The 21,036-nt window shown below is 63.0% G+C and carries 17 protein-coding genes; 8 read left to right on the forward strand and 9 right to left on the reverse strand.

Features of this window, described 5'->3' with window-relative positions:
* The first annotated feature begins 82 nt into the window (after positions 1–82).
* A complete protein-coding gene (locus AACZ65_RS11455) occupies positions 83–1,471 on the forward strand; it encodes a bifunctional enoyl-CoA hydratase/phosphate acetyltransferase (protein ID WP_339670930.1) in 1,389 nt (462 codons plus the stop codon).
* A gap of 4 nt (positions 1,472–1,475) precedes the next feature.
* On the opposite strand, the gene AACZ65_RS11460 is transcribed toward AACZ65_RS11455, so the two are convergent.
* The 5 genes from AACZ65_RS11460 to AACZ65_RS11480 form a co-directional block, all read right to left on the reverse strand.
* Complete coding sequence (locus AACZ65_RS11460; RefSeq protein WP_339670932.1) at positions 1,476–3,440, reverse strand: cache domain-containing protein; 1,965 nt, start codon at positions 3,438–3,440, stop codon at positions 1,476–1,478.
* An 87-nt stretch (positions 3,441–3,527) separates the two neighbouring features.
* On the reverse strand, positions 3,528–4,544 hold the full coding sequence (locus AACZ65_RS11465; RefSeq protein ID WP_339670935.1) for a Fe(3+) ABC transporter substrate-binding protein: 1,017 nt from the start codon (positions 4,542–4,544) through the stop codon (positions 3,528–3,530).
* Positions 4,545–4,631: 87 nt separating this feature from the next.
* Positions 4,632–5,441, reverse strand: coding sequence for a metal ABC transporter permease (locus AACZ65_RS11470; protein ID WP_339671059.1), 810 nt, complete (start codon positions 5,439–5,441; stop codon positions 4,632–4,634).
* The gene (locus tag AACZ65_RS11475; RefSeq protein WP_339670937.1) at positions 5,441–6,208 is read right to left on the reverse strand and encodes a metal ABC transporter ATP-binding protein; all 768 of its coding nucleotides are present in this window, start codon (positions 6,206–6,208) and stop codon (positions 5,441–5,443) included. Before AACZ65_RS11475 ends, AACZ65_RS11470 begins: the two co-directional genes overlap by 1 nt.
* Positions 6,199–6,687: a transcriptional repressor gene (locus tag AACZ65_RS11480; RefSeq protein ID WP_339671061.1), complete on the reverse strand. Its 489-nt coding sequence runs from the start codon at positions 6,685–6,687 to the stop codon at positions 6,199–6,201. Before AACZ65_RS11480 ends, AACZ65_RS11475 begins: the two co-directional genes overlap by 10 nt.
* 96 nt (positions 6,688–6,783) lie before the next feature.
* Here AACZ65_RS11480 and AACZ65_RS11485 point away from each other — a divergent pair, with 96 nt between their 5' ends.
* The gene (locus AACZ65_RS11485; protein WP_339670939.1) at positions 6,784–7,794 is read left to right on the forward strand and encodes a zinc ABC transporter substrate-binding protein; all 1,011 of its coding nucleotides are present in this window, start codon (positions 6,784–6,786) and stop codon (positions 7,792–7,794) included.
* A 133-nt stretch (positions 7,795–7,927) separates the two neighbouring features.
* Entirely contained in the window at positions 7,928–9,811 is a 1,884-nt protein-coding gene (locus AACZ65_RS11490) for an acyl-CoA synthetase (protein ID WP_339670941.1), read from the forward strand.
* Between the two features lie 26 nt (positions 9,812–9,837).
* Here AACZ65_RS11490 and AACZ65_RS11495 read toward each other — a convergent pair whose 3' ends face one another.
* Positions 9,838–10,422 (reverse strand): TetR/AcrR family transcriptional regulator, encoded by a 585-nt coding sequence (locus tag AACZ65_RS11495; RefSeq protein WP_339670943.1) that lies wholly within the window; start codon positions 10,420–10,422, stop codon positions 9,838–9,840.
* Between the two features lie 67 nt (positions 10,423–10,489).
* Here AACZ65_RS11495 and AACZ65_RS11500 point away from each other — a divergent pair, with 67 nt between their 5' ends.
* Together AACZ65_RS11500 and AACZ65_RS11505 are read left to right on the forward strand one after the other, a co-directional pair.
* The gene (locus AACZ65_RS11500; RefSeq protein WP_339670945.1) at positions 10,490–11,071 is read left to right on the forward strand and encodes an NAD(P)H-dependent oxidoreductase; all 582 of its coding nucleotides are present in this window, start codon (positions 10,490–10,492) and stop codon (positions 11,069–11,071) included.
* A 34-nt stretch (positions 11,072–11,105) separates the two neighbouring features.
* On the forward strand, positions 11,106–11,594 hold the full coding sequence (locus AACZ65_RS11505; RefSeq protein WP_339670947.1) for an anthrone oxygenase family protein: 489 nt from the start codon (positions 11,106–11,108) through the stop codon (positions 11,592–11,594).
* A 49-nt stretch (positions 11,595–11,643) separates the two neighbouring features.
* Here the strand turns inward: AACZ65_RS11505 and AACZ65_RS11510 are convergent, their stop codons facing one another.
* Positions 11,644–13,209: a 2-isopropylmalate synthase gene (locus AACZ65_RS11510; RefSeq protein WP_037268531.1), complete on the reverse strand. Its 1,566-nt coding sequence runs from the start codon at positions 13,207–13,209 to the stop codon at positions 11,644–11,646.
* 261 nt (positions 13,210–13,470) lie between these two features.
* Between AACZ65_RS11510 and AACZ65_RS11515 the strand changes: the two genes are divergently transcribed.
* Both AACZ65_RS11515 and AACZ65_RS11520 read left to right on the forward strand, forming a co-directional pair.
* Positions 13,471–14,136 carry an SDR family NAD(P)-dependent oxidoreductase gene (locus AACZ65_RS11515; protein WP_339670950.1) on the forward strand — a complete coding sequence of 222 codons (666 nt, stop codon included), beginning with the start codon at positions 13,471–13,473 and terminating at the stop codon, positions 14,134–14,136.
* Positions 14,130–15,659 (forward strand): cryptochrome/photolyase family protein, encoded by a 1,530-nt coding sequence (locus AACZ65_RS11520; RefSeq protein WP_339671063.1) that lies wholly within the window; start codon positions 14,130–14,132, stop codon positions 15,657–15,659. The genes AACZ65_RS11515 and AACZ65_RS11520 overlap by 7 nt, the downstream gene beginning before the upstream one ends.
* On the opposite strand, the gene AACZ65_RS11525 is transcribed toward AACZ65_RS11520, so the two are convergent.
* A complete protein-coding gene (locus AACZ65_RS11525; RefSeq protein WP_339670952.1) occupies positions 15,660–17,072 on the reverse strand; it encodes a 2-isopropylmalate synthase in 1,413 nt (470 codons plus the stop codon).
* Positions 17,073–17,225: 153 nt separating this feature from the next.
* Between AACZ65_RS11525 and AACZ65_RS11530 the strand changes: the two genes are divergently transcribed.
* Positions 17,226–18,893 (forward strand): NAD+ synthase, encoded by a 1,668-nt coding sequence (locus tag AACZ65_RS11530; RefSeq protein WP_339670955.1) that lies wholly within the window; start codon positions 17,226–17,228, stop codon positions 18,891–18,893.
* Between the two features lie 5 nt (positions 18,894–18,898).
* Here AACZ65_RS11530 and AACZ65_RS11535 read toward each other — a convergent pair whose 3' ends face one another.
* Entirely contained in the window at positions 18,899–21,031 is a 2,133-nt protein-coding gene (locus AACZ65_RS11535) for an ATP-binding protein (RefSeq protein ID WP_339670957.1), read from the reverse strand.
* Between the last annotated feature and the right edge of the window lie 5 nt (positions 21,032–21,036).

The raw sequence follows: 21,036 nt of genomic DNA on the forward strand, positions 1-21,036 counted from the left end.
TCGCCCTGACATCTGCCCGCGCTTGGATGCGGTGACACGGGGTCTGGGACGCGCGCAGGCTGCACGACAGGAGAGTTGCCGGATGAAGATCGAGAACCGCATCTTTGACGAATTGCAGGTGGGCGACAGCCAGAGCCTCCGGCGGCTCTGCACGCAGGATGATCTGTTGGTGTTTGCCAATGTGTCGGGCAATCACAACCCGATGCATCTGTTCGATCTGGATGGCGACGGCGATGGCCAGCCCGAACCCTATGTGCCGGGGATGTTTCTGGGCTCGTTGATTTCGGCCGTTCTGGGCACGCTGTTGCCGGGGGCGGGCACGCTCTACCGCGCGCAGAGCCTTGTGTTTCACAACCATGCCCATGCGGGCGACGAGGTGGAGAGCCGCGTCACGGTGACGGACCGCAACACGCGCGACATGACCGTGACCTTGGCCACCGAGGTGCGGCGGTTGCGCGACGATGCGCTGATCGTGTCGGGTGTGGCGGTGGTCGAGGCCCCGCGCCGCAAGCTGAACTATTCCAGCCACGATCTGCCGGGTCTGATCGTGCAGCGGCACCGGCATTTCGAAAAGCTGCTCAAGCGGGCCGAGCCATTGGCGGCGCTGGTGACGGCGGTGGTCTGCCCGGAAGAGCCCAATTCGCTGGGGGGCGCGCTGCGGGCGCAAGCGCATACGCTGATCGCACCCATCCTGATTGGGAATCCTGTGCGGATCGCTGCGGCGGCGCAGGCGCTGGGCGCGGATTTGACCGGGATCGAGATCATCGCCGAGCCGGACCCAGAAGCCGCCGCGCGGCGCGCTGTGGCCTTGGTGCAGGCGGGGCGGGCAGGGGCGGTGATGAAGGGGCATCTTCACACCGACCAACTCTTGCGCGCGGTGCTGGACAAGGCGGCGGGGCTGCGCACGGGGCGGCGGCTGAGCCATGTATTCGTGATGGATGTGCCGGGGCTGGCGCATCTCTTGCTGGTGACGGATGCGGCGATCAACATCACGCCGGACCTGCGCGCCAAGGTGGATATTGTGCAAAATGCGATTGATCTGGCGCTCAGCCTTGGGATCGAGTTGCCCAAGGTCGGTGTTCTGTCGGCGGTCGAGACCGTCAACCCTGATTTGCCCTCGTCGATTGATGCGGCTCTCTTGTCCAAGATGGCCGAGCGGGGGCAGATCACTGGCGGGTTGGTGGATGGGCCGCTTGCGATGGATAACGCGGTTGATCTGGCGGCAGCACGGACCAAGGGGCTATCCTCGCCCGTAGCAGGTCGGGCGGATATTCTGGTGGTGCCCAACCTCGATGCAGGCAACATGCTGGCCAAGCAACTGACCTATCTTAGCCATGCCGAAGCGGCGGGCGTGGTTCTGGGGGCGCGGGTGCCGATCATCCTCAATTCGCGGGCGGATGACGATATGGCGCGGCTGGCGTCCTGTGCCGTGGCCGCACTCCACCACGCGCGGCTGAACGGGCGGGGATAAGCGCTTAAACCGTCTGCGCGGGTAGCCAGACGGTAAATTCCGCGCCACCCTCGGCCCGGTTGCGCGCGGTGATGCGACCACCCGCCTGCTGGATCAAGGTTTGACTGACGGAGAGGCCAAGCCCGGTGCCCTCGCCCTGTTTGGTGGTGAAGAAGGGATCGAACACCAGCGACAGCTTGTCCTTGGGGATGCCCGGCCCGGTATCGGCCACAATGAGCACGGCACCGGGGTGCCCGTTGCGCAGCGCGGGGCGGGTGGTCAGGGTGAGATGCCCGTCGGTTTGCATGGCTTGGGCCGCGTTGGTCACGAGGTTGATGATCACCTGCTGCAACTCGCCCGGATTGATCCGCACCGGGGGCGTTTCGGCATGGGTGTCGAGCGTCACCTGATGGCCCGCCTTGGTCACCACATGATCCACCAGAACCAGACAATCGCGCAGGACGGCGGCCAGATCGACATCCTCTTCAAACGTGCCAAAGTCGCCGGGGCGGGCGAATTGCAGCAATTTGCCCACAATGGCGGTGATGCGTCCGATCTGACGATCAATCAAGTCGAGTTCGGTTTTTACCGGTTCGCTCTGCGCGCCGAGCGTCTGGCGGATCACATCGAGATTGCCCTGAATGACCGCCGCGGGGTTGTTGATCTCATGCGCGACACCGGCTGTGATCTCGCCTATGGAGGCGAGTTTCTCGGACATCACCAGTTGCTGATAGGTGGTTTCCAGCTTGGCATTGGCTTCGCGCAGCTCGGCGGTGCGGGTCTCGACGCGGGCATTCAGGTCCTCGTTCCAGGCGCGCAAAGCGCGGTCGCGCTCCTGCACCTGATCGAGGAGCGTATCAAGATGGGCGGCCACTGTGCCGATCTCGTCGCGGGCGGCCACCGGGCCGATACGTGCGGTCATGTCGCCGGCCTCGACCTCTTCCATGGTGCGGGTCATGCGTTCGAGGGGGGCAAAGATATTGCGTGCAAGCCGCAGAAAGAGCGGCGCGCTGACCGCCAGAACCACCAGAAAGGCGGCAAGCACCAAGAGATAGGCCCGCCGCTTGGCGGCATCGAACGGGGCCTGGAGAAACCCCACATAGAGCATGCCCACCCGCTTGCCAAAGCTGTCGGTCAGGGGGCGATAGGCCGAGATATACCAGTCATTGACCACGAATGCGCTGTCGAGCCAGGTCTGGCCCTGATCGAGCACGATCGAGCGCACCGCCGCCGACACCCGCGTCCCAAGCGCCCGCTCGCCCGCAAAAAGGCGGACATTGGTCGAGATGCGCACATCTTCGAGAAAGAGCGTGGCGGTGCCTTGGCGGTCGCCCGCGCGACCGGTGTCTCGGTAAACCAGCGCGTTGATGGTGTCGATGAAATCGAGGTTGCGGTTGAGCAGGAGGCCACCCACCAGCACGCCCTCTGCCCCCGGCGTGGTGACGAGCGTGGCGCTGTGAACGACCATACCGCGATCCTCGGTCTGGCGGGTGGTTGGCTGGGCGGCGCGGGTGGCGACCAAGGCCACACGCGCCCGCATCGCAAGGGCCACGCCGGTATCAGGCAGCGCCAAGAGGTCGCGGGGCGTGAAGATGTCGATCTCGGTCGCGGGTTGGCCACGTGTGGCGGTGGCGATCACCGGCCAGTCATTGCCACGCTTGCGGGCCTCGTTGATCGGCATGAAATACAGGAAATCAAGTCCGAGCGCGCGGCGATTTTGGTCCAGAAAGCTGGGCAGATCGGCGGGGGCTGTGCGTGCCACCTCATCAAACCGCAGCGAGCGCGCAAGGCTTGTGACCTCAGATCCGGTGCTGGTCAGCAGGCGCTGCAGATATTGATCAGCGATACGCAGATCGCTTGCCACATTGGTGATGAGCAGGTTGTCATAATTGGCCGACCAGCGATTGATCGCCACCAGCAACAAGAGCGGCATCAGCACCGCCAGTGGCAAGAGTGCGAGGATCAGCAATCGTAGCCGGACGGATGTCATGAAAAAGCCGGACCCCTGTTGAGGAGCCCGACCTTAGGTCAATCCCGCAGTCCGCGCAATCGCGCAGAGCCGCTGATGGGGGCTGGATCAGTTCCAGCCGACGTCGTTGAATATCGCCTGCGCCTTGGCGGCATTTTCGCCAAAGGAGGCGGTGGGTGTGGTGCTATCCGGCTTGAATTCACCCAGCTTGGCCACGTTCTCGCCAATGTCGACCCCGGCCAGAACCGGGTATTCGTTGTTGCCATTTGCGAATTGCGCCTGCGCGGTTTCGCTGGCAAGGAATTCGAGCAGGGCGAGCGCCTCTTCGGGATTGGGCGCGTTCACGGCGATCCCGGCGGCGACGAGGTTCATATGCGCGCCGCGGTCGTCCTGGTTCGGCCAGACCCAGCCGATGCTGTCGATGTCGCTGCTCAGACCGTCGACGTCCCCGGCAAGGCCACGGGCGAAGTAATAGGTGTTGGACACGGCGATATCACACTCGCCCGACACGATGCCGCGCAACTGGTCGGTATCTCCGCCCTCGGGGGCACGGGCCATGTTGGCGACGACGCCCGCTGCCCAATCCTTGGCCACGTCTTCGCCATGCACTTCGATGATCGAGGCCAGCAGCGATTGGTTGTAGACGTTTGACGAGGAGCGGATGCAGATTTGCCCCTTGTATTTGGGGTCAGCCAGATCTTCGTAGGTCTGGGGCGGGTTCTCGACCCGGTCCTTGGCATAGAAAATGATGCGCGAGCGCTGCGAGAGACCGGTCCAGAGATTGTCCGGGTGGCGCAGGTTGGCCGCGACATTGCTCTCGATCAATTCCGACGAAAAGGGTTGCAACAGGCCCTCATCCACCGCGCGCGAGACATTGCCGACGTCCACGGTCATGAACACATCCGCCGGGCTGTTGGTGCCTTCGGCCTTCATCCGTTCGATCAATTCGGCCTCTTTGCCTTCGATCCGGTTCACCTTGATGCCGGTTTCCTTGGTGAAGGCCTCGTAGAGCGCATCATCCGAATCGTAATGACGGCTGGAGTAGAGATTGACCTCTTGCGCCAAAGCGGGGGCTGTCAGGGCAAGCAGAGCGGTCAGGCTCAGGGCGGCTTTGATCGGGTGCATCGAGGATCCTTTCGAGAAGTCCGAGTGATTTGGTGGGGTATCTCTCGTATTTCCGACAAAAAGAGTCAATAGATTATTCTGACCATTTTAGTCGGATGTCTGGCCGCGGTGCCGCAGCCCGCTGCCAATCAGCGCGGTCGCGGCAAAGATCAGCGCCGCGACGCAGACAATGGTGGGGCCTGTGGGCGTGTCCGCGTGAAAGGAAAGCTGCAAACCGCCCAAGGCAGAGGCCCCGGCGATCAGCGTGGCGATGGCGGCCATGCGTTCGGGCGTCGTGGCAAGAGGCCGCGCGGCGGCGGCGGGCACGATCAGCATGGCGGCAATGAGCAGAACGCCCACCACCTTGATCGCCACTGCCACCACGACCGCGAGCGCCAGGGTGAGCACAAGCTGTTCGCGGCGCGGATCGATCCCTGCGGACCATGCCAGATCGGGGCTGAGAGTCGTGGTCAAGAGCGCCTGCCAACGCCAGGCCAAGAGGCTGAGCACAAGCGCCGCACCGCCCCAGATCACCAGCAGGTCGCCCCGGCTGACCGCCAGAATGTCGCCAAAGAGATAGGCCATGAGATCAATCCGCACGCCCGAAAGAAACGACACCGCGACAAGACCAAAGGCCAGCGCGGAATGCGCCAGAACGCCCAGCATCGTATCCATGGCAAAGCCGCGCCCCGAGAGGGTCGAGACCGTGGTCGCCATGATCAGCGACATGGCCAGCGCGCCGACAAAGACCGATATGGAAAACGCCAGCGCCATCGCGACGCCCAGGATGGCCGCATGGGCCGTGGCGTCACCGAAATAGGCCATGCGCCGCCAGACGACAAAGCTGCCCAAAGGAGCGGCGGCGAGCGCCACACCGAGACCGGCAAGGGCAGCGCGGACCATGAAATCATCCAGCATCATTCGGCGGCCTCGTGGCTGTGTTTGTGGTCGTGGTCATGATCGTGATCGTGATCGTGATCATGGGCGTGGTTGTGTTCATGCCGGTAGAGCGCCAGCGCACCTTGGGTGCCGGTGCCGAAAATCGCGCGGTATTCCTCGGCCTGGGCCACCACCTCGGGGTGGCCTTCGCAGCAGATATGCCCATTGAGACAGATCACCCGGTCCGACGCGCTCATCACGACATGAAGCTCATGGCTGACCATCAGCACGCCGCAGTTCAACTCGCGCCGCACCTCTTCGATGCGGCGGTAAAAGGCGGCAGAGCCGGGTTGATCAAGGCCCTGCGTGGCCTCGTCGAGAATGAGCAGATCCGGCTTTTCCAAAAGCGCACGGGCAAGCAGCACACGCTGAAACTGTCCACCAGAGAGGTCGCCCATCTGCCGGTCGCGCAGGTCAGGCAACCCCGCCTGTTCGAGCGCGGCGCGCGTGGCCTCTTTCGGGTGCCGACGGGGCAGGCTGAGAAAGCGGGTAACGGTCAGCGGCAGCGTCGGGTCGATATGCAGTTTCTGTGGCACATAGCCGATGCGCAGGCCGGGGCGGCGGATGATCTCGCCGCGCGCCGGTTTCTGCGCCCCGATGAGGGCACGCAGAAGCGTGGATTTGCCCGAACCGTTCGGGCCGACGATGGTGACAATCTCGCCCCGGTCAAGCGCAAGGCTGACATTGGAGAGAACGGTGGTGCGGCCAAAGCGGACGCTCAGCCCCTTGGTTTCGATCAGGCGCATGGGTGGACGCTCTCGCGGCATTGCGGGCAGAGGCCCATCGCCTCGACCACCGCTTGTTCGATGACAAAACCCGAGTCGGCGGCGGCGCGCCCCAGCATGCCCTTGGAGGGCTCGGCATGGGCCTCGGCCACCGCGTCGCATTGGCGGCAGATGAGGAAGGCGGGCGTGTGATCCTGTCCCGGATGGGTGCAGGCGATAAAGGCATTGAGGCGCTCGATCTTGTGCACAAAGCCGTTGGACACAAGGAAATCGAGGGCGCGATAGGCGACGGGTGGTTGCGATCCGAGCCCCTCATCGCGCAGGGTGTCGAGTATTTCATAAGCGCCCATGGCGCGATGCTCGCTGAGCAGGATTTCCAGCACGCGGCGGCGGACGGGGGTGAACTGCAGCTTGTGGCGGGTGCAATGCGCCTCGACCGCGGCGAGGGCGGCGCGCATGCAGCCCTTGTGATCATGCGCCTCGAATCCGATTGTATCCATCTGGTCCTCCGCTACGTTCATTTTGGGGTTGATATGTTATAGAGTTACATTTATCAAGCGGCGTTGAGTGTTATGATATTACATATGGAGACTGCTATGCCGATCCGTTTTCTTGCCCCTCTCGGCCTTGGACTGACGCTTGCATCGGGGGCCATGGCCGAGGCGCCACGGGTGGCCACGGATATTGCGCCGGTGCATTCGTTGGTGGCGCGGGTGATGCAGGGGGCGGGTGCGCCCGATGTGCTTGTGCGCCCCGGTGCCTCGCCGCATGGCTATGCGATGCGCCCCTCTGAGGCGGCAGCGCTGGAGGCGGCCGATCTGGTGTTCTGGATGGGGGAGGGGCTGACGCCCTGGCTGGAAGGGGCGATCGATTCGCTCGCGGGAGAGGCGCATGTGGTCGCGTTGCTGGGGGCAGCGGATAGCCGCGTTCTGCCGTTCCGGGAAGGGGTGGAGTTTGCAGCGCATGATCATGGCGACGACCATGGTGAGAAAGAGCACGCGCACGACGACCACGCCGAAAAGGAGGCGGAGCATGAGGCCGATGCCAAAGCACATGACCACGGGCATGAGGACGCGCACGCCCATGATGGTGCCGACCCGCACGCCTGGCTGGACCCGGCCAATGCGATCGTGTGGTTGGGCTTGATTGCCGAGGAACTGGCAGAGCATGACCCGGCCAATGCCGCGCTCTATGCCGCCAATGCCGAGACCGCTGCGGCGGAAATCGCGGCCCTGAGCGCAGAGATTGCCGCGCAACTGGCCCCTGTGCAGGATCGCCCCTTTTTGGTCTTTCACGACGCCTATCAGTATTTCGAGGCGGCCTTTGGCGTGACGGCGGCAGGGGCGATTGCGCTTAGCGATGCGGTGGCACCGGGACCGGCCCGGATTGCCGCATTGCGCGAGATGGCCGAGGCGCGTGGCGTGGCCTGTGTCTTTTCCGAGCCGCAGTTTGATCCCAAGCTGGTCGAGACCGTGTTTGGCGATGTGGCGGTGCACGGCGTGCTTGACCCGATGGGGAGCCAGGTGGCGATGGGGCCGGGGCATTATCCGCAAACGCTGCGCGATATGGCCGGGGCGATGGTGGCTTGTCTGGGCGGGGCAAGCTGAGGCAGCACCGCGCCTGACAAATGTGTCAAAACGCAGCGTAAAACTTGCGCGAACCTGATTTCCCGCACATTCTGACGCGAACGGGAGAAACCCGCGCCGGGAACGCGGGACAAATCAGGGAGGAAATGAACAGATGGCGTTCATGACGCGACAGGATGCGCTCGACATCCAGAACGAAATGCCGTGGGAGGCGCGGGAGCGCCCCCAGACGATCTATCAGATGTTGAGCCAAGTCGCGGGGCGCTTTCCGAACCGGCCAGCGATCAGCTATCAGCTCTTTTCCGGGGCCACCGACAAGGCACAAACCCTGACATGGCAGCAGTTTCACGATCAGTGCTGTCAGGCGGCCAACCTCTTTCGCAGCCTTAAGCTGGGCGAGGGCGATGTGGTGGCTCTGGTATTGCCCAACTGTCTGGAAACGGCGGCGGCAACCATCGGCGGCATGATCGCTGGCATCGTCAACCCGATCAATCCGCTGCTCGAGCCAGAGCAGATCAGCGCCATCCTGCGCGAGACCGGGGCCAAGGTGGTGGTCACGCTCAAGGCATTTCCCAAGACCGACATCGCGCAAAAGACCGCCGAGGCGGTGCGCCATGCCCCCAGCGTGCATACGGTGATTGAGATCGACCTCAACCGCTATCTGACGCCGCCCAAAAGCTGGATCGTGCCCCTCGTGCGGCCCAAGAACCCGGTGCAGCACCATGCCGATTGCATGGATTTCAACAAGGCCATCGCGCGCCAGCCCAAGGCCCTCAGCTTTGCCGACAGCAAGGGCGACCGGGTGGCGGCCTATTTCCACACCGGCGGCACCACCGGCATGCCCAAAGTCGCGCAGCACAAATATTCCGGCATGATCTATAACGGCTGGATCGGTCACACGCTGCTCTTTACCGAGCAGGACAATGTGATGTGCCCGCTGCCGCTGTTTCACGTTTTCGCCTGCCATGTGATCCTGATGGCCATGATCAAATCGGGCGCGCATGTGGTGTTTCCGACGCCAGCGGGCTATCGAGGCGAAGGCGTGTTCGACAATTTCTGGAAGCTGTGCGAGCGCTGGAAAATTTCCTTTATCATCACCGTGCCTACGGCCGTTTCCGCGCTGATGCAGCGCAAGGTGGATGCCGACCTGTCCACGGTCAAGAACGCGTTTTCCGGCTCGGCCCCGATGCCTCTGGAGCTTTTCAACCGGTTCGAATCGGCCACCGGCATCGCTGTGATCGAGGGCTATGGCCTGACCGAGGCGACCTGCCTTGTCTCGGCCAACCCGCCCGAAGGGGAAAAGAAGGTGGGATCGGTGGGGGTGCCGTTCCCCTACACGGATGTGCGGATCATCAAGGGCACGCCCGATGGGCCGATGGATTGCGCAGTGGATGAGGTGGGCGAAATCTGCATCTCGAATCCGGGCGTCTTTGCGGGCCATACCTATACCGAGGGCGACAAGAACCGTGATCTTTTCTATCACAACGAGTACCTGCGCACCGGTGATCTGGGGCGGATTGATACAGATGGCTATCTGTGGATCACGGGGCGCGCCAAGGATCTGATCATCCGGGGCGGGCATAATATCGACCCCGCCGAGATCGAAGAGGCGCTGATGGTGCATAAGGCAGTGGCGATGGCCGGGGCCATCGGCCAGCCGGATGCGCATGCGGGGGAAATTCCCTGCGCCTATGTGGAACTGGTGGCCGGGGCCACGGTGACGGGCGAGGAACTGCTCGAGCATTGCAAACTGCATGTGCATGAGCGGGCGGCGGTGCCGAAACATGTCGAGGTCTTGCCGGAACTGCCGAAAACGGCGGTGGGAAAGGTCTTCAAGCCTGATCTGCGTAAACTGGCGATTACGCGTATCTATAACGGCGCTTTGGAAGAGGCCGGGATCGCCGCCCGTGTGACAAGCGTGGTCGACGACAAGAAACGCGGGCTGGTGGCGAAGGTGTCAGGCTCTGCCGGCGCCGAGGGCGAGGCAGTGGGGCATGTTCTGGGACAGTTCGTGCGGCCCTGGGACTGGGCAGAGTAAAGCCCGGCCGGCCTGACCCTAAAGGATTACGCCCGCCCGCACAGCGCGAGGCGGGCGACGCGCAGGATTTCAATGACATAGCGATCCTGCGGCCAGTCGCAGAGGCGCGTCAGCTGCTCCCATGTGGGGATCGACAACAGGGTCCACAGAAGGTCGGTCGCGTCTTTCTGTTCCTTGATCAAGACGCCATCGCGGGCAAGGGCGGCCACGGCGGCCGCGCATCCTTCGCGCATGTCGGCCATTCTTTCATGCCATGCTCCGGCTGCGTCGGCATCTGTTTCGCTCATGACCATGAGGGTTTTGGCGACGCCGAATATCTTGGGGATGTAATTGCCCCAAGCCGTGACAAAGGCCGCCAGACGGTCCTCACCCGAGGTTGCGGCGCGGCTGGCTGACAACATGTCCTGAACACCAAAGACCTCGTCCTGATGCCTGGTTGTCGCGATGAAAAGCTCTGTCCTGTTGGGGAAATGCAGGTAGAGCGCCTGTCGGCTGACCCCGGCGGCCTTGGCTATGTCGGACATGCGCGCGGCGGTGCCGGGGTTTGAGTCGAGGAGTTTCCACGCGGCGTTGAGGATACGTTCGCGGGTGCTCGGATTTTCTCTTGACACAGTGTAAAGTCTCCGTTTATTGACACGGTGTCAATTTACACAGTGTAAAGTCAATGGAGAATCAGATATGACACGCAAAATATTCATCTGGGTGGCCCATCCCCGCGCCACGTCCTTTTGTTCCGGGCTGGCCGATGCCTATCAGGCAGGGGCCGAAGCGGGCGGTGCCACCGTGCGGCGGATGGACCTGAACGACATGCGGTTCGACCAATATTTCGAAGGCTACGGGGCGGATGTTCCCGCGCTCGAAGCTGATCTGCTCACATGGCAGGAAAACATCGCATGGGCCGATCACCTGATGATCGTGCATCCCTATTGGTGGGGGGCGATGCCCGCGCGGGCCAAGGCGGTGCTCGACCGTGCGCTGACCTCTGGCTTTGCCTTTAAGTATCATTCGCGGGGGATGGGCTGGGACAGGCTGTTGACCGGGCGCACGGCGGATGCGCTGATCACGTCCGATACGCCGACGCTGATCGACACGCTTTTCTATCTCAAACCACCGCGGCGGGTGATCCGCAATCAGGTGCTGAAGTTTTGCGGGATCAAGCCGCGCAAGGTGGTGCAGTTTGGGTCGGTCAAGTTGGCAGAGGAGGCCAAACGCGCCCGCTGGATCGAGCGCGCCCGCACCATGGGCCGCACGGCAGCCTGAGCACGCCCCAACCAGAAAACAGGAGAAGATGACGATGACAAATCTGTTGGAACTGACGATCTTTGGCGGAACTGCCGTGGGAATGGCGCTTGTTTCGGGTGTTTTTCTTGCCTTCTCGGACTTAGTGATGCGGTCGCTGCGACGGGCGAGTCCGACCGTCGGCATTGAGGCCATGCAAATGATCAACCGAGAGGTTTATGGCTCGGCGTTCCTTGTGGCCCTCCTGGGGCTGGTGCCGGTGTCTGGTGTGCTCGCGGTTTATGCGGTGCTGCGCATTGAGGGGCTGGCATCCGACTGGTTTGTCGCTGGGGCCGCGATCTATGGGATTGGGGTCGTGCTGGTGACGATGCTGGGCAATGTGCCAATGAACCGACGGCTTGACCTGATGACGTCCGAGGCAGCGCAGACGCGGGACTATTGGCAGCACTATGCGCGACGTTGGACCCGTCTTAACCATCTGCGCACTCTGGCCTCGGCACTGGCTGCGGCGGCGTTTGTCGCGGGCACGGTGCTGTTGGTCTGAAATGGCATCCCCTCGCCTTGGCACCAAGGCGAGGGGGCAGGCGTCACTGTCAGGAGACGTCCTTGTAGCTGACCTCGCGCGCGTCGCTGCCGGTCTTTTCGCGGCGCACGAGCAGGCGGTTGAGGGCATGGACATAGGCCTTGGCCGAGGCCACGACCGTATCGGTATCCGCCGATTGGCCCATCACGATGCGCCCTGCCTCTTCCATGCGCACGGACACGGTGGCCTGCGCATCCGTGCCCTCGGTCACGGCATGAACCTGATAGAGCTGCAACCGTGCCTCATGCGGAAAGAGCGCCTTGACCGCATTGAACGTGGCATCCACGGGCCCGTCGCCGGTGGCCTCGGTCGAGACCTCGCGCCCGTCGATTTCCATGGTCAACGTCGCTTGCTGCGGGCCTTCGGTGCCGCAGATCACGCGCAAGTGTTTGATCTGCAAGCGATTGTTCTCGGAATCCACACCGGCATTGACGAGGGCCACGAGATCGTCGTCATAGATTTCCTTCTTGCGGTCGGCCAATTCCTTGAACCGGACGAAGACATCGTTGAGCTGATTGTCGGCCAAGTCATAACCCAAATCCTTGAGCTTGGAGCGCAAGGCGGCACGGCCCGAATGTTTGCCCATGACGATATTGGTCTCTGTCAGGCCTACATCCTCGGGGCGCATGATCTCGAAGGTTTCGGCGTTCTTGAGCATGCCGTCCTGATGGATGCCGGATTCATGCGCAAAGGCGTTCTTGCCGACGATGGCCTTGTTGAACTGCACTGGAAAGCCCGAGACGGCGGCCACGCGGCGCGAGATGTTCATCAGCTTTCGGGTGTCGATGCCAGTCTCATAGGGCATGATGTCGCCGCGCACCTTGAGGGCCATCACCACCTCTTCCAGCGCGGTGTTGCCCGCGCGTTCGCCGAGGCCGTTGATCGTGCACTCGATCTGACGCGCGCCGCCCGCGACGGCGGCGAGGGCATTGGCCGTGGCCATGCCCAAATCGTTGTGGCAATGGGTGGCAAAGATCACATCATCCGCCCCCGGCACGGTTTCGATCAGACGGCGGATGAGCGAGGCGGATTCCTCGGGCGCGGTATAGCCCACGGTATCGGGAATATTGATCGTGGTCGCCCCCGCCTTGATCGCGATTTCCACCACGCGGCAGAGGTAATCCCACTCGGTGCGGGTGGCATCCATCGGCGACCATTGCACGTTGTCGCAGAGATTGCGGGCATGTGTCACGGTTTCATGGATACGCTCCGCCATCTGGTCGCGGTCGAGGTTGGGGATCGCACGGTGCAGCGGCGAGGTGCCGATAAAGGTATGGATGCGGGGCTGTGCCGCGTGTTTGACCGCCTCCCAGCAGCGGTCGATATCCTTGAAATTTGCGCGCGCGAGGCCGCAGATCACGGCGTTCTTGGAGTTCTTCGCAATCTCGCTCACGGCGTTGAAATCGCCCTCGGAGGCGATGGGAAAGCCCGCCTCGATGATATCGACGCCCATGTCATCGAGCAGCCCGGCGATTTCGAGCTTTTCGGCATGGGTCATGGTGGCGCCGGGGCTTTGTTCGCCGTCGCGCAAGGTGGTGTCGAAGATCACCACACGGTCTTTGGTGCTGTTGGTCATGTTGGTCTCTTTCAAAAAATCCTAAGCCTGCGGCGCGAAACGGCACATCCTCTGAGCGGTCGCGCCAAGACGGCACGCTCAGAGGCGGCTTAGGCCTAGCAGGACAGCGAAAGCGGCACGCCGAACGGCGTGGGGCAATTGCGTGATATGATCCTGCATCAACATGCGCGAAACTATACGGGGGCTCTGCGGCGATGAAAACCCCGAAATTGCATTGCGCTTCGGGGTTGAAGCGGCACGGGCTTCGGCTAGGTCTGCGCCATGGAAAACGCATTGATCATCGGCTCATCGGGCGGTATCGGGCGGGCCGTGAGCGCCGCCCTTCGGGCCAAGGGCGTTGCGGTTACCGGCTTGTCTCGCAGCGGCGATGGATTGGACGTGACCGATGAGGCGTCGGTTGCGACGACTCTTGGGGCGCTGACAGGGCCGTTTGACCTGATCCTCGTGGCGACAGGGGCGTTGGAAATCGGCGGTGCCGCGCCGGAAAAAGCGCTGCGGCAGGTGAGTGCGCAGGCGATGCTGGATCAATTCGCGCTCAATTGCGTGGGGCCATCGCTTGTGCTCAAGCACAGTGTCCGGCTTTTGCCGCGCGAGGGGCGGGCAGTCTTTGCGGCGCTCTCGGCGCGGGTGGGCTCGATCGGCGACAACGGTTTTGGTGGCTGGTATTCCTATCGCACCGCCAAGGCCGCGCTCAACCAGATGATCCACACCGGCGCGATTGAGCTGGGGCGCAGCCATCGCGCGGCGATTTGCGTGGCGTTGCATCCGGGCACGGTCGAGACCGACTTTACCCGCAAGTATCTGGGGCGGCACCCGGCGGTGCCCGCATCAGAGGCGGCGGAAAACCTGTTGCGCGTCATTCAAGGCTTGCGGCCAGAGGACAGCGGCGGGTTCTTTGATTGGCAGGGGAAACCCGTGCCATGGTGACGCGGCTGGTGTTGGTGCTGGGGGATCAACTCAGCCCGGGTCTCTCCGCGCTCTGTGCAGCGGACAAGGCGCAAGACGTAGTTGTCATGGCGGAGGTGATGGATGAAGGCAGCTATGTGCCGCACCATCCCAAGAAAATCGCGCTGATCCTGTCGGCGATGCGGCATTTCGCAGAAGAGTTGCGCGCGGATGGCTGGCAGGTGGCCTATACGCGGCTGGATGATCCCGAGGCCACGCCGTCGATTGTCGGCGAGTTGATCCGCCGCGCCCAGGAATTTGGCGCGTCCGAGGTGATCGCCACGCATCCCGGCGAGTGGCGGCTGATAAAAGCGCTCGAAGAAGCGCCGTTGACCGTTCGGCAGCTGCCGGATGATCGGTTTATCTGCACGCTGGAAGAGTTCGATCGCTGGGCTGAGGGGCGCAAAGAGCTTCGGATGGAGTATTTTTACCGCGAGATGCGGCGCAAGACCGGGTTCTTGATGGAGGACGGTCAGCCTGCGGGGGGCAAGTGGAATTTTGACCATGACAATCGCAAACGTGCGCAAGCGGACCTGCTGCGTGCAACCCCGCTGCGGTTTGAACCGGATGCAATCACGGCAGAGGTGCTCGATCTGGTCGAGGGGCGATTTGGCAAGAATTTCGGCAGGTTGCGCCCATTCTGGTTTGCGGTGACACGGGCCGGGGCCGCCCAAGCCTTTGACCATTTCGCACGCAATTTGCTGGCCGGGTTTGGCGACACGCAGGATGCGATGCTGGAGGGCGACACGTTCCTGCACCATTCGGTGATTTCGATGTATTTGAACATTGGATTGCTCAATCCTGTGGATATCTGCGCCCGTATTATTGAAGAATGGCAAGCGGGCCGGGTGCCGATCAATGCCGCCGAGGGCTATATCCGGCAGGTCATCGGCTGGCGCGAATATGTCCGGGGTCTCTATTTCCGCGATGGGCCGGACTATGCGACGCGCAATGCGCTGGGTCATGGGCGCGATCTGCCAGCGATGTATTGGGGCGGCAAGACGCGTATGAACTGTGTCTCGCAAGCCGTTGATGTGACAGAAAAAGAGGCCTATGCCCATCATATCCAGCGGTTGATGGTGACGGGCAATTTCGCACTGCTGGCTGGGATCGACCCCGCACAGGTGCATGATTGGTATCTGTCGGTTTATGCCGATGCCTTTGAATGGGTCGAGGCCCCGAATGTGATCGGGATGAGCCAGTTTGCCGATGGTGGCATCATCGCCAGCAAACCCTACGTAAGTTCGGGCAATTACATCGACAAGATGTCGGATTACTGCCGGTCCTGCGCCTATTCGGTCAAGGACAAGACCGGCGATGACGCCTGTCCCTTCAACCTGCTCTATTGGGATTTCCTGATCCGGCACCGCGAGCGGTTTGGCCGCAATCCGCGCATGGGGCCGGTCTATCGCACCTGGGACAGAATGGACGCAGACCGCCGTCAAATGGTACGCGACGGGGCCGCGCGCGTGCTGGGTGATCTTGATGCGGGGCGCATCGTCTGATCACTCGGTTTTGGTCGTTGCCTCAGACAGCGCGCCGTCTTCCCATGTGCCGCTGGCCTCTTGCCCTGTGGCGTAGCGCATCGTGCCTTCACCCTGTCGCTTGCCCGCACGGAACATGCCCTCATAGACATCGCCATTGGTGTAGGTGGCGACGCCACGCCCCGAGATTTCACCGTTCTGCCAGTCGCCTTCGTAGACAAAGCCGTCGGGCATCGTGATCTTGCCCTGTCCGTGGCGCTGCCCGTCGACAAATCCGCCCACATAGATCGTGCCATCGGGATAGGTCGCGGTGCCGCTGCCATGGCGTTGGCCGTCCTGCCATTCCCCCTCATAGCGATAGCCGTCGGGATAGGTCATGACCCCGGTGCCATGGTTGCGGGCGTTCTGGAATTCGCCCTCATAGACAAGGCCGTTGGGATAGGTGGCACGCCCGGTGCCCTCGATCACGCCGCCGACCCATGAGCCCTCATAGGTTGACCCGTCAGGGTAGGTGATGCGCCCCTCGCCATTGGCCAGATCATCGCGGAATTGCCCCTCATAGACCGAGCCATCGGGATAGGTGACGCGCCCCTGACCCGAGATTTTGCCCGCGATCCATTCGCCCTCATAGAGATAACCATCGGTGCCGGTGAATTTGCCCTGACCGTGGCGGCGGTCATCCTTGAAGGCCCCTTCGTAGAGATCGCCATTCTCATAGGTGACGCGGCCCGAGCCCTCGCGCCGACCGGCGACAAGATCGCCCTCATAGACATCACCATTTGGCTGCGTGAGCTTGCCCTTGCCGTCAATCTCTCCGGCGCGCCAGGTGCCCTGATAGATCAGCCCGTCGGGCATGGTAAGCGTGCCCTCTCCCTCGCGCGCGCCGCGCGCCACGGCGCCTTCGTAGACCGCACCATCGGGATAGGTGATCTTGGCCGTGCCCTCCTTGACGCCATTCATCCAATCGCCGTCATAGATATAGCCACCCGGGCTTTGCATCCGGCCGCGCCCGTGGTGCATGGCATTGAGAAACCCGCCCTCGTAGCGCACCCCGTTGGCGTAGATCGCAACACCTTGGCCGGTGATCTTGCCATCCTCCCATGCCCCCTCGTAGGTGCCGCCATCGGTGAACACGATCTTGCCGATGCCATTGGGTTTGCCGCGCGCGAATTCGCCCTCGTAGACCGAGCCATTGGGAAAACGCGCGACACCCTTGCCGCGGATTTCCCCCTCGACCCATTCGCCGGTATATTGATAGCCATTGGGCAGGGTATAGGTGCCGGTGCCATGTTGCAGCCCGTCCTTGAAGGTGCCCTCATAGATGCCGCCATCGTCATATTGCTTGGTCTGCACCTCTGCATCCTGCGCGGCGGCCAGGCTGGCCGTGCCGAGCGCGATGCTCAGAAGGATGGGTCTTGTGCGCGAAAAGTTCATATCTGCCCCGATGCCCGATCCCGCCCGATGATACGGCGGCTGCGTCAAATCTAGAGGACGGGGCAGGGGCTGACAACGGGTTTTGGGCAAATCGGCTTTTCCTCCGGCGGCGATCTGCTACATCGGGGGCGTGGATATGCAGAGGGCACGCGCATGGCTGACCGGTTTCGCCTGACTTTGGCGCAGTTGAACCCCACGGTGGGGGATCTGGCGGGCAATGCGCGCATGGCGCGCGCAGCATGGGAAGAGGGGCGCGCGGCGGGCGCCGATCTGGTGGCGCTGCCCGAGATGTTCATCACCGGCTACAACACGCAGGACCTGGTGCAGAAGCCGGCCTTTCATCAGGCGGCGATTGCCGCGATCGAGGCGCTGGCGCGCGACTGCGCCGAGGGGCCGGCACTGGCCATCGGAGGCCCGGCGCTGGAGGGTATCGGCCTCTATAATGCCTATTACATCTTGCAGGGCGGCGTGGTGCGCGCCCGCGTGCTCAAGCATCATCTGCCCAATGAGACGGTTTTTGACGAGGTCCGGCTATATGAAAGCGGGCCGGTGGCGGGGCCCTATATGGTGGCGGGCGTGCGGATCGGCAGCCCGATCTGCGAGGATGCCTGGCACGAGGATGTGGCCGAGACATTGGCCGAAACCGGGGCGGAAATCCTGCTCGTGCCCAATGGATCGCCGCATTACCGCGACAAGATGGATCTGCGCCAAAACATGATGGTGGCACGGGTGATCGAAACTGGTTTGCCTCTGGTCTATCTCAACATGGTGGGCGGGCAGGACGATCAGATGTTCGATGGCGGCTCTTTCGTGCTCAATCCCGGCGGGGCGCTCGCGGTGCAATTGCCGATGTTTCAAGAGGCGGTGACGCATGTCGATCTGGAGCGCGGGCCGGAGGGCTGGCGCGCGGTGCCGGGGGATTTGGCGCATCTGCCGGATGATATGGAGCAGGATTATACCGCGATGGTGCTCAGTTTCCGCGATTACCTGCGCAAATCGGGGTTTTCAAAGGTCTTGCTGGGGCTTTCGGGCGGTGTGGACAGTGCCATTGTGGCCTCCATTGCCGTTGATGCGGTGGGGGCCGAGAATGTGCGCTGCGTGATGTTGCCGTCGGAATATACCTCGCCCGAGTCGCTCGAGGATGCCAAGGCGGTCGCGGAAAATCTGGGGTGCCGGTATGATTTCGTGCCGATTGACGCCGGGCGCGCGGCGATCACGGCGACGCTGGCACCGTTGTTTGAGGGCACCAAGCCGGACCTGACCGAGGAGAATATCCAGTCACGGCTGCGCGGTCTGTTGCTGATGGCGCTCAGCAACAAGTTTGGCGAAATGCTGCTGACCACCGGCAACAAATCCGAAGTGGCGGTGGGTTATGCCACGATCTATGGCGATATGGCGGGGGGCTATAACCCGATCAAGGATCTCTACAAGACGCGGGTGTTCGAGATTTGCCGTTGGCGTAATGCCCAGCATCGCGGCTGGATGATGGGGCCAGAGGGGGCGGTGATCCCCGAGCGGGTCATCGCCAAGCCGCCCAGTGCCGAATTGCGCGCCGATCAGAAGGACAGCGATTCGTTGCCCGATTATCCGGTGCTGGACGGGATATTGACCATTCTGGTGGATCAGGATGGCTCGATTTCCGATTGCGTCGCGGCGGGCTATGACCGCGCCGATGCCAAGCGGGTGGAACATCTGCTTTATATCAGCGAATACAAGCGGTTCCAGGCGGCCCCCGGCACGCGGCTGAGCAAGCGGGCGTTCTGGCTGGATCGGCGGTATCCGATTGTGAACCGGTGGCGGGACGGGTCCGGCGAGGGCTGATCCGTCTATTCGGCGGCAGGGCGGTGTGCCGCAGGGCGCGGCACCAAGTCGCCGCTTTCCAGCAGGCGGGCGATATAGGCGACCAGATCCGCCTTGCGCAGCGGCTTGCCAAGAAAGCCGTCCATTCCCGCCAGATGCGCCTCTTGCCGGTGTTGTTCCAGAACATTGGCGGTGACGGCCACGACATGCGCGGGCGGCAGATCCTGTGCGGCCTCTTGCGTGCGGATGAGGCCAGTGGCCTGATAACCGTCCATGCCTGGCATGGAGACATCCATCAGCACCAGATCAGCGGGTGCCGCGCTATACAGCGCCACCGCTTCGGCCCCGTTGGCGGCAAGGCGCAGCAGCGCGCCGGAGCGGGCAAAATAGCGCTCCAGAAGTAAGCGATTGGTGGCATTGTCGTCGACGGCAAGGATTTGCAGCCCCTCGGCCCAAGCCTCGGTGCGGCGGGCGTCCGCAGGTTCGGACGGGGGTGCTGTCAGATGGCCATTGAGGGCGGCGCGCGCGGCCTCGATCAAGAGCGCATGGCGCAGGGGTTTGCGCAGCACGTTGCGCAGTGCGCCTCCGGTGGGTGCCGCCCGGTCCGATAGCAGGATTTGCGGGATCGCGGCGGGCAGACCCTCTTCGGTCACGCGGTCATCGCGCAGGATGAGGGCGGGCGTGGTCGCACGGGACATGTCCGCGATTGTGCTCCCCTCGATCACGCGGGTGCCAAGATGGGTGAGCAGAGAGGCAAGCCCGACGCGTCGGTCGGCGCACGCGTCCAACAGCCAGATCACCGGCGCATCCTGACCGGGCTGCGCCAGAGGCGCGGCGCGCAGGCCCCGCCCGCTTGTCTCTTGCGGGATGAGGGGCAGGGTGATGTCGAAGCGCGTGCCAGCGCCCTCGCGCGACTGGAGCGTCAGCGTGCCCCCCATCAACGTCACCAACTGGCGGCTGACCGCGAGGCCGAGACCGGTGCCGCCAAAACTGCGGGTGGCGGTGTTGTCCACCTGCTCGAAGGCGGTAAAGACCTTGTCCTGCTGATCCGCAGGGATGCCCACCCCGCTGTCATGAACCGTGATCACGATCTGGCCGGGGCCAGCGGCGCTGGCGCGCAGGGCGACATGCCCCTCCAGCGTGAATTTCACGGCATTGCCCGCGATATTCACGAGGATCTGGCGCAGGCGCCCGGCATCGCCCAGCAGGATCTCGGGCAGGTCGGGGGCGACATCGGCATAGAGCATCAGCCCCTTGCGCGCCGCCAGCGGTGCCAGAAGCTGCGTGACATCCTCGACCAGTTCGCGCAGGCGATAGGGCTCAGAGGCCAGCGTGAGCTTGCCAGCCTCGATCTTGGAGAAATCGAGGATGTCGTTGATGATGGTCAGAAGGGCGTCGCCCGAGCGGACCATGGTGCTGACGTAGCTCTCTTGCTCCGGGGTCAGGTCGGTTTCCGAGAGCATGTCGGCCATGCCGATGATGCCGTTCATCGGCGTGCGGATCTCATGGCTCATTTTTGCGAGGAAGTCGGATTTTGCCTCATTGGCGATCACCGCCACCTCGCGCGCCTCTTCCAGCCGGGTGATGAGGCGGCGCAGCGGGCGTCCGACGATCACCCTGAACGAGAGCCAGTTGCCAAGAGCGGCAATCAGAATGCCGCCCGCCAGAAGCATCAGCAGGAAATCGCGCTGATAGCGTTTGACGGTGGCGATCTCGCGTTCGTCAAAGCGGGTGACAAGCTCGGTTATAGGCCAGGAAAATACCTCGTAGGGCAGCGAGAGCGCGGTATCGGCCCCCTGACAGCCCAGCCCCTCGGGCACCACCGCCAGCAAGGCGCGGCTGGCCGGGTCCACCAGTTCCACACAGCGAATTGCGGGATCGCCCAGCAGCGTCTGCATGAGGTCGGTCACGTAGGGGCTGGCCCAGTTGACCGCGCCATCGCTCTGGTCGCTGAACCGTTCCAGCGCGCCACCCAGCCGAGCGGTGGCATTGCCGATGCGCATGGCCATCGCCTCTTCGCTGCGCAACAGGTTCTTTTCGCTGAGCCACAAGAGGCCGGAGGCGGCGAAAAGCAAAAAGGTCGGCACCATCACTGCCGTCAGCTTGAGGTACAGCCCCAGCGTCGGCGTGCGCAGCGCGGCCCCGTCGGTCGTGGTCATCGGGG

This window comes from uncultured Roseovarius sp. (assembly GCF_963972555.1).
GTDB lineage: Bacteria > Pseudomonadota > Alphaproteobacteria > Rhodobacterales > Rhodobacteraceae > Roseovarius > Roseovarius mucosus.